This is a genomic window from Lachnoclostridium sp. Marseille-P6806 (genome assembly GCF_900625025.1).
Lineage (GTDB): Bacteria > Bacillota > Clostridia > Lachnospirales > Lachnospiraceae > CAG-791.
In genome coordinates this window covers 52557-68249 of the sequence record NZ_LR130585.1, presented here as the reverse complement: position 1 = coordinate 68249, position 15693 = coordinate 52557, and the positions used below count along the sequence as shown (strand labels likewise).

Here is a 15693-nt window from a genome sequence, read left to right as displayed (position 1 = left end):
TTCGCACGAATCACCCTGCCGAAGCACTCCCGAAAAGGCACGCGCCGCAAAGCGCTCCGATATGTCCCGCGAGCTCCTCCATCGAATCCAGCACCGCATCCGCAAGTCTCATGATCTCCTCATCCGGAGGCAGAAGATCCGGAATCATGACAGTATACATGCCGGCCGCATGTCCTGCCCGGACACCGTTGAAGCTGTCCTCCACCACCATGCAGCGTGCCGGTTCCGAAGACAGCTCTTTCGCCGCCAGAAGAAAAATATCCGGCGCCGGCTTGCCGTGCTCGAGCAGCTGCCCGCTCACGACTTTCGTAAAATCTTCCCGCATCCCGGTCCGCATCAGATATTCCTCCGTCGTGTCCATGGAGGATGAGGTCGCAACCGCCGTCCGGAAGCCCCGCTCCCGCAGCCAGCGCAGCGTACCCCTGACGCCCGGTTTCAGCGGAATCTCCCCGCGGAGCGCCTCCCGCACGTATTCCTGCTTCTGCGCCCGGACCGCCGGTCCGTCATAACCGTTTTCTTCAAGGATCCGCAGAATATTGTCCCGGCTCCTCCCGATCAGCTGCAGATAGACCCCGCGCGTAACGCCGGCTACCTGCCACGCCCGCTCATAGATCCGTTCGGTGTCATAGAGCGTACCGTCCATATCGAAAATCACCGTATCGATTATCCCTTTGATATTCGTTTCCTCCCCGCATGAGCAAGCCGCAAAGCGGCTGTGAATGTGGCTGCCGAATGACTAGGTTTCCGTTCCATTTTAACAGAAAAACCGGAGACGTGCAGAATTTCCGCCGCCTCCGGTCATAATTTTTCACGGCGTTTCCGCCGCCCCCGCATTACATAATACCCTTATCCCGTATCGCTCTTATTTCACATCGCCCGCTTTATAGCCTGCCTCTGTGACGGCCTGCCGCAGAAGCTCCGCCGGAACGTCCCGTTCCAGCGTGACGACCGCCGCGCCGTTCTCGAGGCTCACCGCCGCGGAGGAAACGCCCTCCAGCTTCTCAAGCGCCTCCTTTACATGCGCCACGCAGTGCTGGCACATCATCCCGCCGACCTTTATTTCTTTCTGCATCTGTACTTCCTCCTTTTCGATCTCTTCTTTAGTCTCTTTTTTCTCTTCTTTTGTGTCGGTATTTTCCCCGGCTGTCTCCCGCAGAAACGCCGGAATCTCCGGGAGAGCCGAAGAAGCCGCACCCCTCCGCCCGCCATGGAGCTTAAACAGATTGAGCCGCAGCGCATTGGTGACGACGCAGAAGCTCGAGAGGCTCATGGCCGCCGCCCCAAGCATCGGATTCAGGGTGATTCCGAAGCGGGGAATCAGCGCGCCGGCCGCGACCGGAATGCAGATCGCGTTATAAAAAAACGCCCAGAACAGATTCTCGCGGATATTGCGTATCACCTGCCGCGAGAGCCGGATTGCGCCGGCCGCATCCGCCGCTGTCGATTTCATCAGCACCACGTCTGCGGCGTCGATGGCGATATCCGCGCCCGCGCCGATCGCCATACCGATGTCCGCCCGCGTCAGCGCCGGGGAATCGTTGATTCCATCCCCCACCATCGCGGTGCTCCCATACTCCTGAATCTGCCGGATCACCGCCTCCTTGCCGTCCGGGAGCACGTCGGAAACAATAGCCTCCAGACCGAGCTGCTTCCCGATCGCACGGGCTGTCCGGGCATTATCGCCGGTCAGCATGATCGGCTGCACCCCCATCTCCTTAAGCTCCCGTATTGCCTCCCTGCTGTCCCCGCGGATGACATCCGCGACGGCAATGATGCCGAGAAGTCTTCCTCCGGAGGCAAAATAAAGCGGTGTCTTTCCCTCTCCGGAAAGCGCCTCGCCTTTTTTCAGGAGCCTGTCGTCCAAGACGATCCCGCGCTCCCTGAGGAGGGCCGGATTTCCCCCGACCGCCTCCGAAGCGCCCGCGTTTTCCGCGCCCGATATGCCGGCGCCGGCCGCCGGAAGCAGGCCGCAGACGCCGTGCCCCGGGAGCGCCCGGAAGCCCGAAAGCTCCGCAGGAACGATTCCGTCCTCCTCCGCACGCTCGCGGATCGCCGCCGCAAGGGGATGCTCGCTCTTTGCCTCGAGCGCTGCCGCAGCCGCAAGCAGATCGCTCTCCGCGACGCCCAGCGAGGGGACGATATCCGTCACCCGGGGACGTCCCTCCGTCAGCGTGCCGGTTTTATCAAAGACGATATAGCGGACTCTCCCCGTCGCCTCAAGGGACGCCGCGGTCTTGAACAGTATGCCGTTCCGCGCCCCCAGCCCGGTCCCCACCATGATCGCCACCGGCGTCGCAAGTCCCAGCGCGCAGGGGCAGCTTATGACAAGAATCGAGATCGCCCGGCCGAGAGCAAAGCCGATATCGCCCCGCATTGCCATCCAGATCAGGAAATCCGCCAACGCAATCAGCATCACGGCGGGGACAAAAACACCCGACACCCGGTCCGCGATCTTGGCGATCGGGGCCTTGGTCGCCGCGGCGTTCGACACCATTTCGATAATTTTCTGCAGCGTGGTGTCCGCACCCACCCGCACGGCCTCGCAGGTAAGCGCGCCGTTCTGATTGATCGTTGCCGCCGACACGGAATCCCCCGCCGCCTTATCCACCGGGAGACTCTCGCCGGTCAGCGCCGCCTCGTTGACGGCGCTTTCGCCCTCCAGCACTCTCCCGTCCGCTGGGAAGCTCTCGCCGGGACGGACGACAAAAACATCGCCCGCCATGATCTCCGCCGCCGGAATGGTGACCAGCTCCCCGTCCCGGAGAACATGCGCCTCTTTCGGCGTCATATCCATGAGCCCCCGGATGGCGTCCGTGGTGCGTCCCTTGCTCCGTGCTTCAAGCAGCTTTCCCACCGTGATGAGCGTGAGAATCATCGCAGAGGATTCAAAATACAGTCCCGAGCGGAACAGCGCATGCACCGCCTCCGCCTTTCCTGCCATCGCCGGCGCCGTCATCCGGAAAAACAGCGCAGTGCTGTACAGAAAACCGGCGCCGCTCCCCATCGCGACCAGCGTATCCATATTGGCGCCGCCGTGAACCGCCCCCCGGAAGCCGTTTACAAAAAACTTCCGGTTCACGATCATGACAAGCCCCGCAAGGAGCAGCTCCGCGAGGGCGATCGCCAGCGGATTCCCGTAAAGGAGCGGCGGCACGGGCCACCTCCACATCACATGCCCCATGGAAATATATAACAGGGGAAGGAGCAGCGCCAGCGAAGCCGAAAGCCGCCGCTTCATCTCCGGCGTCTCATGATCCTCCAGCGCCTCTCTGGCCTCCTGCGAGGCCGCGCGGAACGAAGCCGCGTCAGAGGAAATGGAGCTACGGACCGCCGTGCCGGAGCCTTCTCCCGCGCCCATCGGGCGCGCTCCGTACCCCGCCTTTTCGACCGCCCCGCAGATTTCCGCTTCCGAAGCGGAATCGTCAAGACTCACAAGCATGGAATTGGTCAGGAGATTCACCTGTACCTCCTCCACGCCGGGAACACCGCGCACCGCCCTGTCCACCCGGGCGCTGCAGGCAGCGCAGGACATTCCCGTGATGCTGAATTTTCTTTCCGTCACTCTGTCCGTCCTTTCTTCGTCTGCAAAGTTTTTCCGACATGCTTTGCTGCTGTTCCGTATCTCATTCGCAGCGGAAGCGTTACTCTATTTCAGCTTGCGGATCAGCTCCACCGTCTCTTTCATGATCTCCGTATTGCCCCGCGCCGCCTCCTCGGCCACGCAGGTTTCCAGATGATTCTGCAAAATCAGATATCCGAAGCTTTGAAGCGCGCTCTCCACCGCCGCGACCTGCGTCAGAATATCGCCGCAGTAGCGGTTGTCGTCCAGCATCCGGCCGATCCCGTTCAGCTGCCCGGCCATACGGCTCAGACGATTCTTCAGCGCCCGGATCTGTTCCTCATCCCGCGGCATATGCTTATAATGAATTTCCTCGTTCATGCGGCCTCCGCAGACGGCGGCGTCCCGTCTTGTCAAATACCCCCTATGGGTATCATGCCGCCATGCTCATGATATACCCATAGGGGGTATGTGTCAATCCTCTCCCGCGGCATTCACCGGCGAATGCCGCCCGCATATTCGCCCGGTGCATTACTTGCAGGAGTCAAATGGACATGCAAGCATGCCCACTTGGCTCATTGCCCGCAGAAATAAACAATATTTTTTTGAAAATATTCTATGCGAAAGCGTTTTGGTGAGCTAGAGTAGAAGACAGGATTTTTTGAAAGGACAGCTTTTGTATGGCAGCACAGAGAGATATGACCGTCGGTGATCCGGCGAAAATTGTTTTCAGCTTTTCCGTCCCGGTGATTCTGGGAAATATTTTTCAGCAGTTCTACGCCATGACAGACACGGTGATCGTCGGCCAGTTCGTCGGCACCAGGGCGCTCGCCGCCGTCGGCGCAACCGGCACGATCACGTTTCTCATCCTCGGCTTTACATGGGGCCTCTGCGCGGGTTTCACGGTTCCGATGGGGCAACGCTTCGGCGCCGGAGATATCCGCGGGATGAAAAAGGCCGCCGGAAACGCCCTCTCGCTGTCGCTCCTTTTCGCGCTGATCATCACGGTTTTGTCCCTGCTCGGGATGCGCCGGCTCCTCACCGTCATGAACACGCCGCCCGATATCTTTGACATGACCTATGAATACGTCGTCATCATCTGCGCCGGACTGTTCGCACAGACTCTTTATACCATGCTCTCCACCATGATGCGGACTCTCGGGGACAGCCGCGATCCGCTGATCTTTCTCGTGGTTTCGGCCGGCCTCAACATCGTTCTGGACCTGCTGTTCATCATTCCGTTTGGCATGGGAGTGGCCGGCGCGGCATGGGCGACCGTCATATCACAGGGCGTCGCGGGCCTCTGCTCGCTGATATTCATCCTCATAAAAATGCCGATCCTCCGCCTGTCCCGCACGGACTTCCTCCCCGATCATGACCTGATAAAGGCACAGCTTTCTCTCGGCATCCCGATGGCTCTCCAGTTTTCCATCACCGCCATCGGCGCCATGATGCTCCAGAGCTCTCTGAATCTGCTCGGCTCCACGGCTGTCGCCGCCTACACCGCGGGGGGAAAAATCGAACAGCTTCTCGATCAGCTCTTCATCGGCCTCGGCGTCACCATGGCAAGCTACTGCTCGCAGAACGCCGGCGCGGGAAAACCGGACCGCGTGAAAGCGGGCGTTCTCGCCGCGGACCGGCAGGGCTTTCTCTGCGCGGCAGTCTCCGGCATCTCTCTGCTCGGCTTCGGAAAATATCTCACCTACCTCTTTATCTCCGAGGATATTGAAACCATTCTCCCGATGGTCTCCGTCTATCTGCGCTGCTGCAGCTTCTTTCTGATCCCGCTGGCCGCCATCTTCATCTACCGCAACGCGCTGCAGGGTATGGGGTACAGCTTCATGCCGCTGATGGCGGGCGTCATCGAGCTTGTCGCCCGGGGCGCCGTCGCCTTTGCCGCGGGGCGCAGCCGCAGCTTTCTCGGCGTATGCTTTGCCAGTCCCGCCGCATGGGTCGCCGCCGCGGTTTTCCTGTTTTTCGCTTACCGCTCCCGGATGAGGAAGATTGAAGCCATGTTCCGCTCCAGCTCTGAACGCACCGGGGAAGCTCCCGCTCATCAGTAATCCTCATACGAATCGTACGAGTCGTCATACGGGTCCCCGGCCGTATCCATATCCCGATATTTTTCCCAGTCCGGATATCTGCATTCCCGCAGCACGTCGATGTCAACGCCCCGATCCACGCCCGCTTCATAGCGGGCGATATTTGCGCCGGTGATCATGCTCTCAAGCGGCAGCAGCGAAAACAGCGTGAAGCCGGCCGCCATGAGGAACACCGCCAGCGGAACCGCCCGGAAGCTGATGAAGATGCGCAGGACGAAGATGACGGCGCAGAGAAACAGCATACACAGAAACCATCCCGCCAGCACGCGCTTCGGCGTATATCCGTACCGGTGGATGTAGACGCCGAGCTTGACCAGATCCAGCACCGCGAACGCCGCGCCGGAAGCCGCGAACACCGAGGTCAGGACCCGAAGAGCTCCCCGCCGGAGCGGATTCCTTTCTCTCCCGTTCTTTGTATCCATCAGGAAAGAAAACGCGCCGAGCACCAGCATATTGAGAAAGAGGATGCGGAAGAGCTCCCAGAAGCCCTGCACCGCAAAGTGCGACGCGGTCGGCGCGGAAATCACGGTCCCTGCCGCACTGCCGCCGAGCGCGGAAACAAATTCCATGGCCTGAAGCCCGAAGAACAGAGCGTACACCGTCGTCAGCGCACCTATGACGATCACGGCGCTCACCGCCGGGACGCGGCGGAAGCCGGCCGTCTCTCTCGCAAATTCCTCCGATGTCATCAGCGCCCGCTCCCGGCGCACCGCGCCGCCGGTCAGCGCAAAGAGAAAGCAGCCCACCGGAACGGAGAGAATAAATTTCAGCACAAATTCGTCCGAAAAGCTCTCCAGAACATCTTCGATCCATCCCGACAGCCTGCTGCCGAGCCTTGCGAAGTTATCGTCCGCCGCCGAAAGCTGCGTCCACGCGATCATGACCACCACCGCTGCCGCCAGCACGCTTACCAGAACCACCCATGAGAAGCGGTGCTTTTTCGGGCCTTTCAGGGAAACGATCCCCCGGATCACCGACATCAGCCGAAGCATCACATTCAAGCAGGGAATCGCCAAAAAACCCGTCAGCAGATCCAAACCGATCAGACAGCCGGTGCGCCCTGCCGCGAGCATGTCCGTGCGCTGCAGCACGTAATACACCGCCGTCAGATGCCAGAGCAGCGTCTGCCAGATGCCGATCGGCCCCGCATGAGGACTATATACCGTAAGGGCAATCGCCTGCAGAAGCAGGATCCCCGCCCAGAACCAGCCCTCAAAACGAAGCCCTCCTGCCAGCACCGCCGGAGTCTTTCTTCCGGCCGCAGCCACACGCACCGCCCCGGCTCTCTCTGTGCTTTTCCTCTTCGGACTGCCGAAATACCGCAGCAGCTCGACTGACGCGATGAAGAGGAGCGTAAAGAGCAGATAGCCCGCATAGAAAATATACATCGTACCGCTTGACCGGTGATTCGCTTCATACAGCAGCACCGCATCGACATAAATGTAGGCGAGCGGGTAGGACAACAGGGCTCCGATGAGAAACGCCAGAGACTGTTTCCCGGCGCCTGTCGCCTGTTTTTTTTCTGTTGCCTGAAGCCGCACGTTCTGTTCCATTGCTCGCGTTTCCTTTCTCTTCCGTTTTTTCTCTTCTGCTTTTTACTCTTTTCTATTCTTTCAGGCAGCTCTTCCGACCATCATTCAGGCTTCGCCGTCCTCGGTTCTCCCCGCATCCCCCGGGCGGTATTCCAGAAGCTCCGCCGGCTGGCAGTCCAGCTCCCGGCACAGCGCCTCCAGCGTGGAGAAGCGGATCGCCTTTGCCTTATTGTTTTTCAGAATCGAGAGATTGGCCGGCGTAATACCGATCCGCTCCGCCAGCGTCCCCGCCGGCATGCCGCGCTTTGCCATCATCACGTTCAGATTCACATATATTCTTCCCATCGCCATTCCCTACACGGTATAATCCAGCTCGTCTTTCATCCGGAGTGCCTGCTCAAAGGCATTTTTCACAATGCGGACAATCAGCATCATAAATCCCGCCGCTCCCGCCACGATCAGAAACAGAATGTAGATAAATACACCGAGAATCAGGCCAAGAAGCGCGCCCGCCCCGCAGCACCAGCCGATCCGGCGCAGCTCCGTGACATTCGCTTCGGTGAACACCTCTCCCCGCTCCAGCCGCCGGAGAAAACGGAGCATGCAAAGCAGCATGACAATCGCCGTCGTCCCGCACAGATATCCGATCACCAGAACGGCTGGAAAGGATGTTGCGAGAGGATTTCCGGCACTCCCCGGGACGATACAGCGCCCTCCGCGCCGAATCCACTCGTTGAACGCCCGCGTGATCCACGGCCCCGCAAGCATCATTGCCGCACACACAAGGAGCAGCAAAGCAACGCACAGCTTCGTCAGAACAATGCTCCGCCGTCCTGTGACAAGAAACCGATTCTCTTTCTCTTGAGTTCCATACATAAAAATCACCATTCCGAAACGCCCCCAGCGAGGCACATGCCGCAAGCACGCTGCGCCGACGCGCAGCGTACCGTATGCCCGAAGAGACAGAATCACAGGATTCCGTTTTCCGGGTCGGCCGTTTCACAGGAGGAGCATAACACAGGAACAAACGTAATTCAATATATTTTTATTGTTTTTCGATATATATGTGGGGCAAAAGTACAGAAAGGAAAGCACGGAAAGCAAACAGATCGATCGTCACAAAGCAGATTAACTTGGCCGATATCTTAATCATTTTTCCTGGCCGATAACCAGCCAAGTCACTTTCTTCTGTATTGCCGGTTCCGACTATTCGGCTTGTTCGGGATAGTCATTTCAACGAATCCCTGCTCTAATGCAGGAGTTAAATCATCCTGAGTTCCCGGAAATTAATTAACTCCCGATCCTCAAAGAAGTAATTCGCAAGTTCAAAAATGTTGATTTTCTTTAGAAAATAATGCCTTTTTGTTGCATTCACCAGCTGCATAAGGCATTCTTATAAAGAGAAACAGGTCCCTGATGACCCTGAAAAGATGTACCCGAAATACAAGTTTGATGATGATGAAAGCGAAGGGACACGGGTACCTGCAGGCGGGCTTCATCCTCGCCCGCGGCTGCTTCAGCAGCGAAAATGAGAAAACAGCTATGAATGATAAAATAATAAATTTTGCAATTCGTATCCAAAGTATTGCACAAGCAGGACTCCAATATGGAAAGGACATATATGATAAAGAGCGGTATGAGGAACTAAGAAAAATTGCCGCTGAAATGATTTCGGAAAGAACGGATATTCCAACAGACAAAGTCTACAATTTATTTTGTAATGAATCAGGTTATCAAACTCCGAAAGTGGATACAAGAGCCGCCATATTCCTTGATGATAAAATTCTACTTGTTCATGAAAATAATGGTACCTGGGCATTGCCGGGCGGTTGGTGTGATGTTGACCAGTCCATTGCATCCAATACGGAAAAGGAAGTCAGAGAAGAAACGGGATTAATTGTATCGGCGGAAAAACTGATTGCGGTTCAAGATTGGCGTAAGCATAATATTACAAATTATGCTTACGGAGTTGTAAAAGTTTTTTTCTTGTGCAAGTATAAGAGCGGCAAATTTAAGCAAAATGTAGAAACAACAGAGATTGCTCTTTTTGGCAAAGATGATCTGCCAGATAATCTTGCGAAAGAAAAAAGTACAAAAGAGCAAATACGAATGTGTTTTGAATCATTTTATCATTTCGATTTGCCAACATTATTTGATTAAACAAATACCAGGTTATTATAATGTTCGGTTCCCTTGGGGACTCCTGCAGGAATATGGCATCGAGACTGCCAAGGACATTCAGGATGCTCTCAAAGACCTGCCCGGCTATGAAAAGTCTGAGCGCGCCGGCTCCGACGACTGCCGTGACGGCTGCAAGGAAAAAACGTCAACTCCGGTTATGACTCCATACGGATCGATGTCCCCCGGAACCGCAATTATGCTTCCACGCGTACGCGAAGCATGTTCCACGAATATCCCTCTATCGTTCCGCGGAGCAATGTCTTGCCGGATAAATGACCGTCCAGCGAAAACCTCTCCGGCATGCTTCTCGGCGCGATGACTTCGTGATCTGCTGCATTCGTGGTCTTGATATCCTCTGCCTGCAGGACGACGGCATCCTCTATGCCTGTCACATGAAAATCCTGCAGCTCCGCCTCAAAGGGAATATCCTCACCGTTTCTGCTCAGAATAAAAAATACAAGCTCGTTCTTTTCCGTATTGTGCACGCAAAGAGCATCAATATACGGAATGCGCATGCCATGATAATCATAACCGGCAATATCCTCCACACATTCCAGCACCGAGCCCCGGCCGAATTCAGACATAAGGGCAAACGGATAATAGATCGGCTGCACCCAGCAGCCTCCGCCTTTTTCCGTCATAATGCAGGCGCTGATATTGGTAAGCAGAGACTGACATGCGAATTTCACCCGGTCACAGTGCCTGAGCATCGTCATGAGCATACTGGCAAAGAGAAGCGTATCCTCCATCGTATAGATCTGCTCGCTGAATGCCGGCGCAATTTCCCAGTCCCTGGAATTTACATCCTTTTCCACCTCGGTGCCCCGGATCTCCCATACGCCCCATTCGTCTATGCTGATGTTAATCTGCTTCCGGGATCTCTTTTTGCTCCTGACCGTGTCGCAGATGCCCTCTACCGTGTGAATGTAGCGGTCAAAATCCGCCGCCTGCGCGAGGAATGCCGCCGTCCCCGCTTCCTGCCCTCCAAAGTACTGATGAAGCGCAATATAGTCCACATAATCGTAGGCTTCCTCCAGAACAATGCGCTCCCAATCCGTATAGCTGGCCATCGACGCGGATGAGCTTCCGCAGACAACGAGCTGCAGATCCGCATCCAGCGCTTTCATGGCATGCGCCGTCTGCGCCGCCAGCTTTCCATATTCCTCCGCCGTTTTATGACCGATCTGCCAGTCCCCGTCCATCTCGTTTCCGAGGCACCAGACCGGTATTTCATACGGCGCCGCATGTCCGTTGCCGGCACGCATATCACTGTAAAACGTTCCCGCCGGCAAATTACAGTATTCCAGAAAGGACAGCGCGTTTTCAATCCCCTTGGTTCCGAGATTCACCGCAAAGACAGGCATGACTCCCGCCTTGCCGGCCCATTTCATGAATTCGTCTGTTCCGAATTCATTCGTTTCAATGGATTTCCAGGCCAATGTCCGCTTACGCGGACGATTTTCCTTAGGTCCTACGCCATCCCTCCAGTCATATGTGGAGACAAAATTGCCGCCCGGATACCGCACACAGGTAACTCCCATGCCTTTGATTTTTTCGAGCACATCCCCACGAAAACCGTCTTCATCAGAACAAGGGTGATCCGGTTCATAAATTCCCGAGTAGACGACCCGCCCCATATGCTCTACAAACGACCCGTAAATATAAGGGCTGATCTCGCCTTTCTGAAAGCTCCGGTTCACCTTGATTCTGGCACTTTGCATCATATTCGCTGTTCAGCCTGAGGCTGACTCCTTTCTGCACTCCGCCCCCAGCGGGCAGGATTTTTAATTTTATCGGTACGCCTTTACTCTTTTACCCCGGTTGTCGCAATTCCCTCCATGAAAAATCTCTGTCCGAACAGAAACAGAATCATCAGCGGCGCGACAGATACCACCGTGGCCGCCAGTGTCGGGCCATATTTGATCGAATGATTGCCGACGAGAATCGCAAGACCTGCCGAGAGTGTTCTCATCTCCACAGAGCTTGTGAGCATCATCGGATACAGAAGATCGTTCCAATTGTTCATGAAATGAAAGATTCCCAGGCTGATAAAGGCCGGCCTTGAGAGCGGCGCTATGATTTTTCCGTAAATTCCGAGTTCCCCCATCCCGTCAATTCTTGCAGCCTCTTCGAGTGATTTGGGGATCCCTCCGAAAAAGGAGGCCAGAAGATATATCCCATAAGCGCTCGCAATCCTCGGAAGTATCAGACCGGCAAAGGAATTCAATATGCCCAGCTTATACTCTTCTATATAGAGCGGAATCATAATGACCTGAAACGGAACCATCATCGTGATCAGGATCATTCCGAAAATAATATCTTTTCCCTTGAATCGCAGCCGCGCAAAGGCGTACGCTGCCAGAGAGTCAATCAGAAGACTGATGACCGTGACGCTCCCGGCAAACAGCACTGTATTTTTAAGCATATTCAGCACGGGCAGTATCGAAAATACATACCGGTACTGATCGCTCACCCAGCTCCGCGGAAAAAAGGACGGAGGCCAGCGGATCACATCCGCATCCGTTTTGAACGAAGAAACCAACATCCATAAAATCGGGAACAGCACGATCAGCGCAATCAGTAAAAGAAGAATATCGCCGGCTGCCTTTCCCGCCTGCCGCTTTCTCTTTCGGACTTTCATTCCTCTGCTTCCCCCAGCGTCTGCTTTCTAAAGCCAAATGTCACAAGTGCAATCAGAACAAATAACACGACGGATATGGAAGAAGCATAGCCCAGATCATGCGTTGTCTGAAATCCTCGGTCATAGATATAGGTGACCAGCGTTTCCGTACTGTTTAACGGACCGCCTCCGGTCATGACATAAATCTGGTCAAAGGCCTGAAATGCCGCAATGAGAATGGTCACGAAGCAGAAGCTGATCGTTCTGCGGATCGAGGGAACTGTCACATAGATGAACTTCTGGAAATTTGACGCGCCGTCCAGCTCTGCCGCTTCATACAAGGCCGCCGGGATATCCAGCGCCGCCGCGGACAGGAGCGTCACGGTATAGCCGAAATTTTTCCAAACGGTAATCAGCGCAACCGTCGGCAGCGCCCCTGTCACACTGTTCAGAAGATTCGGCATCGCCATGCCAAAACGGCGCAGTACATAGGATAAGACGCTGGAATTGGCATTGAGAAGCATGGACCAGATAATACTGATCGCCGTCATGGAGCAGACGTACGGAAGATAAAATGTCGCGCGGAGCAACTTGTCAAGGCGTCTGTTTCCCAGCATCAGCATGACCAGAAAAAGGGCAAGAAGCAGTTGCAGCGGAATTTCCAGCGCGGAAAACAGCAGTGTGTTTTTCGCCGCATTCCAGATCCGCCCGTCCTGAAACAGTCTGGCATAGTTTTCAATTCCCGCAAAGCCTATATCATTCATATATATGTCAATGCGCAGGAAGCTCAGAACAAAAGCGCTGATCAGCGGAATGAATACAAAGACCGTCAGGACTGCCATGGCCGGAAGAATAAACAGATATGCTTTTTTCTGATGATATGTATTTATTTTTCTCGTTTTCATTATTTTCCGCCATCCGGCATTTTTCTTTCCTGCCTGCTGCTGTGACCCTTTTATTCCTGTTCTTCGGGCAGAGCCGCGGCCCTTGATGCCGCGGCCCTGCTCCGATATGCCTCACTTGCCGACGATGGAATCCAATGTATCCGAGGCCTCCTGCAATGCGGCCTCCACATCCTCTCCGGCAAGCACTTTCTCCATCAGCGGCGCCATGACGTCCGAATCGATCTGGCTGCCGTAGGAATAGCCGAGATGCCAGTCACGGCCTATGGTAGAAGCCGCGGACACGTCGCTGAGAATTTCATTGCTCTGGATCTCCGAGTCTTTCAGCACGGACTTCGACCACACCGGGAATCCATTGGTGACGGACCACTTTTTCAAAACAGGGTCCGACAGCCAGTATGCCATAAAGCGGTAAACCGCGTCTCTGACGGTCTCATCCGCTCCCTTCGTCAGCATCCAGCAGCATCCGCCCTCTGCGGAATAAGCGCCCGCCGTTCCCGCCGGAATCGCTGCAATGCCGTAATTCATCCCCAGTGCATTCAGTCCGTTGATGTTCCACGGTCCGGACATGCTCATGGCCACCTGTCCGGATTGAAACATCGTGTCCGCCTCTGCCGCGGTAAGCCCGGCCGGAGAAACGCCTTCCCCGGCAAGCTCCTGTAACCACCGGAGCGTCTGCCTGTTCTCGTCGGACACCAGCAGATTCTGATCTGTATTGATGTCAATGACATCTCCGCCATTGCCCCAGAGATACTGCACATAGGCGCCATAATCCTTGGGAAGCGCCAGTCCGTAAATTCCCTTTGAACTGTCCGTCAGCTTTCCGGCTGCCTCTGCCAGCTCCTCAAAGGTCGCCGGAGGAAGCTCCGGATCCAGCCCCGCTTGCTCAAACAGATCCTTGTTATAATACAGATACTGAAGATTATATTGCATCGGAACGCCGTACTGCACGCCGTCCACTACCCCCTTTTCGAGGACGTTGTCATAAAAATTACTTTTATCAATGTCCGTCGCATCCCAGAAATCACTGATGTCCTCCAGCATGCCGTTGGTTGCGTACTCGTTGATCAGCTCGATTCCCGCGAGGATAAAGGACGGACCGGTACCCGTAGACACTGCGGTGGGGAGCTTTGCCAGCAATGTGCCGTAATCCATAATATCCACAGCGACCTTGATATTATCGTCATTGGTGCTGTTGTACTCATCTACGATCTCCCGGAGAACATCGCCGTCCGAGCCTGTGAAATTACACCAGAATGAAATTTCAACCGGCTCTGCTGCGGAAAATCCCTCCTGTTCCGATCCTGCCTCTTTCGCTTCCTCTGATACGGATTCTGCTGTTGTGCCGACCCCCTCTCCCGCTCCCGAGGGTGTCGGCGCCGCCCCGCACCCCGCAAGGAGCATGGCTGTCATGGTACCTGTCAGAAGCAGGCTGATCTGTCTCTTTTTCATTTTCTCCTCCTTATGAAATTTCACTGCCACCTGAAAAGCATCTCTCTGTTTGTCATTTTGCTTTTGCGGTTACGTGACCGCTTATTTATTATTATATATTTTAATCAATTCCTGTCAATAAAAATATGTGCGCCATCATTCAAAATCATGCGGCACACATAAAACATGCTCTCCATATCCGTCATTTCTTAATTACAGGGTATTCCCTCGGACAATTTCAAAGGGTATGACTGTTTTCTGCTCTGCCGGAACGCCTCCGCACAGCTGCATGATGATTCTTCCTGCCGCCTCCCCGATGCGTTCGACATGATTATCAACGGCAACCACACTCGAACTCAGCAGCCCGAACGCTTCGGAATGATCGAATGTCATCAGCCCGTAATCCACGCCCAGCCTGCGCCCTCTCCGGTTCATGTCCCGGATGACCTCCGTCGCAAACGTCTCTCCCGAGCAGAGCACGGCCGGCCTGTCTTCCGCGCGCCGCCCGGCAAGTTCCGCCGTCTCTTCCGCATATCCCTCCCCGGTTATGACATGCAGTCTGACATTTTCTCCTGCGAGCCTCCCACGGATCCCCTCCAGCCGTCTGTGATGCCCGAAATTCCGCGCCCCCTCCCGATCATACAGAGCCGGAGCGACGAACAGAATATCCCGGTAGCCCCGCCGCAGAATATAATCCGCCGCCGCCGCTCCCGCCGCTTTCTCATCATTTCCGATGCACGGGCAGGGACAATCCGGCATTTCATCGATCCCGAGGAGGCAGTAATTCGTATGAATGTTTTTCATGATTTTTTGCAGCTCTTTCCCCTTATTGATGGGATTCAGAATAATTCCGTCGACATGATTCCCCTGTAGCATGGCGACCATCTTTTTTTCCAGCTGCTTATCGTCCTCATGGATCAGAATGTTCAGAATGTAGCCCTCGCGGGACACGACCTCCGCAAGCGCATTGCACAGTCTCGGATAGTACTGGTTGTCAAGAAACGGCACGATCATTCCGATCGTCATACTCTTCCCGGAGACCAGCGTTCTGGCCACAAGATCAGGGTGGTAATTCAGCTCCGCCGCTTTATCCAGTATTCTCCGCTTTGTCTCCGCGTTAATTCTCCCATTGTCATGCAAAGCTCTCTGCACCGTCGCAAGAGAGACGCCGCATTCTCTTGCCAGATCTTTCGTCGTAACCATTTATTCCCCCACTGCCGGCCGCCCGGTCGCGCCCGGCGGACACGATTCCTGCTTCGTATTTTACCGCACTGCCGCTCTTTTCCACAACAGAGCCCCATCCCCCCAAAAACATCCGGCGCGGCGTTCCCCAGAAGCCGGGAACCGCCGCGCCGGATTACAGATC

General features: G+C 55.4%; 13 protein-coding genes and 2 pseudogenes. 3 read left to right on the top strand and 12 right to left on the bottom strand.

Annotated elements, in window-relative coordinates:
- Positions 1 to 10 precede the first annotated feature (10 nt).
- The 3 genes from E0E20_RS11880 to E0E20_RS11870 all read right to left on the bottom strand — a co-directional run bounded on the left by E0E20_RS11880 (position 11) and on the right by E0E20_RS11870 (position 3940).
- Positions 11 to 655, bottom strand: coding sequence for an HAD family hydrolase (locus E0E20_RS11880; RefSeq protein ID WP_130838405.1), 645 nt, complete (start codon positions 653 to 655; stop codon positions 11 to 13).
- A 207-nt stretch (positions 656 to 862) separates the two neighbouring features.
- A complete protein-coding gene (locus E0E20_RS11875; RefSeq protein WP_130838404.1) occupies positions 863 to 3562 on the bottom strand; it encodes a heavy metal translocating P-type ATPase in 2700 nt (899 codons plus the stop codon).
- Positions 3563 to 3646: 84 nt separating this feature from the next.
- The gene (locus E0E20_RS11870; protein WP_130838403.1) at positions 3647 to 3940 is read right to left on the bottom strand and encodes a metal-sensing transcriptional repressor; all 294 of its coding nucleotides are present in this window, start codon (positions 3938 to 3940) and stop codon (positions 3647 to 3649) included.
- Positions 3941 to 4239: 299 nt separating this feature from the next.
- Here E0E20_RS11870 and E0E20_RS11865 point away from each other — a divergent pair, with 299 nt between their 5' ends.
- The gene (locus tag E0E20_RS11865; protein WP_130838402.1) at positions 4240 to 5622 is read left to right on the top strand and encodes an MATE family efflux transporter; all 1383 of its coding nucleotides are present in this window, start codon (positions 4240 to 4242) and stop codon (positions 5620 to 5622) included.
- Here the strand turns inward: E0E20_RS11865 and E0E20_RS11860 are convergent.
- The 4 genes and pseudogenes from E0E20_RS11860 to E0E20_RS14840 all read right to left on the bottom strand — a co-directional run.
- On the bottom strand, positions 5616 to 7214 hold the full coding sequence (locus E0E20_RS11860; protein WP_130838401.1) for a DUF4153 domain-containing protein: 1599 nt from the start codon (positions 7212 to 7214) through the stop codon (positions 5616 to 5618). The genes E0E20_RS11865 and E0E20_RS11860 overlap by 7 nt on opposite strands.
- An 84-nt stretch (positions 7215 to 7298) precedes the next feature.
- Positions 7299 to 7538 carry a helix-turn-helix domain-containing protein gene (locus E0E20_RS11855; RefSeq protein ID WP_130838400.1) on the bottom strand — a complete coding sequence of 80 codons (240 nt, stop codon included), beginning with the start codon at positions 7536 to 7538 and terminating at the stop codon, positions 7299 to 7301.
- A gap of 9 nt (positions 7539 to 7547) precedes the next feature.
- Complete coding sequence (locus E0E20_RS11850; protein WP_130838399.1) at positions 7548 to 8081, bottom strand: DUF2975 domain-containing protein; 534 nt, start codon at positions 8079 to 8081, stop codon at positions 7548 to 7550.
- Positions 8082 to 8371: 290 nt separating this feature from the next.
- Positions 8372 to 8449 (bottom strand): annotated as a pseudogene (locus E0E20_RS14840) (Fic family protein); the annotation flags it as partial.
- Positions 8450 to 8735: 286 nt separating this feature from the next.
- Here E0E20_RS14840 and E0E20_RS11845 point away from each other — a divergent pair.
- Both E0E20_RS11845 and E0E20_RS14835 read left to right on the top strand, forming a co-directional pair.
- On the top strand, positions 8736 to 9353 hold the full coding sequence (locus E0E20_RS11845) for an NUDIX hydrolase N-terminal domain-containing protein (protein WP_130838428.1): 618 nt from the start codon (positions 8736 to 8738) through the stop codon (positions 9351 to 9353).
- Positions 9354 to 9393: 40 nt separating this feature from the next.
- Positions 9394 to 9566, top strand: a pseudogene (locus E0E20_RS14835) (IS256 family transposase); the annotation flags it as partial.
- Between the two features lie 2 nt (positions 9567 to 9568).
- Here the strand turns inward: E0E20_RS14835 and arfA are convergent.
- The 5 genes from arfA to E0E20_RS11820 form a co-directional block, all read right to left on the bottom strand.
- Positions 9569 to 11098: an arabinosylfuranosidase ArfA gene (gene arfA, locus E0E20_RS11840; protein WP_242622781.1), complete on the bottom strand. Its 1530-nt coding sequence runs from the start codon at positions 11096 to 11098 to the stop codon at positions 9569 to 9571.
- Between the two features lie 80 nt (positions 11099 to 11178).
- On the bottom strand, positions 11179 to 12015 hold the full coding sequence (locus E0E20_RS11835) for a carbohydrate ABC transporter permease (protein WP_130838398.1): 837 nt from the start codon (positions 12013 to 12015) through the stop codon (positions 11179 to 11181).
- Positions 12012 to 12899, bottom strand: a complete 888-nt coding sequence (locus E0E20_RS11830) for a carbohydrate ABC transporter permease (RefSeq protein ID WP_130838397.1) — start codon at positions 12897 to 12899, stop codon at positions 12012 to 12014. Before E0E20_RS11830 ends, E0E20_RS11835 begins: the two co-directional genes overlap by 4 nt.
- Positions 12900 to 13010: 111 nt before the next feature.
- Entirely contained in the window at positions 13011 to 14348 is a 1338-nt protein-coding gene (locus E0E20_RS11825; RefSeq protein WP_130838396.1) for an ABC transporter substrate-binding protein, read from the bottom strand.
- A 192-nt stretch (positions 14349 to 14540) separates the two neighbouring features.
- Positions 14541 to 15530 carry a LacI family DNA-binding transcriptional regulator gene (locus E0E20_RS11820; protein ID WP_130838395.1) on the bottom strand — a complete coding sequence of 330 codons (990 nt, stop codon included), beginning with the start codon at positions 15528 to 15530 and terminating at the stop codon, positions 14541 to 14543.
- Positions 15531 to 15693: the final 163 nt, after the last annotated feature.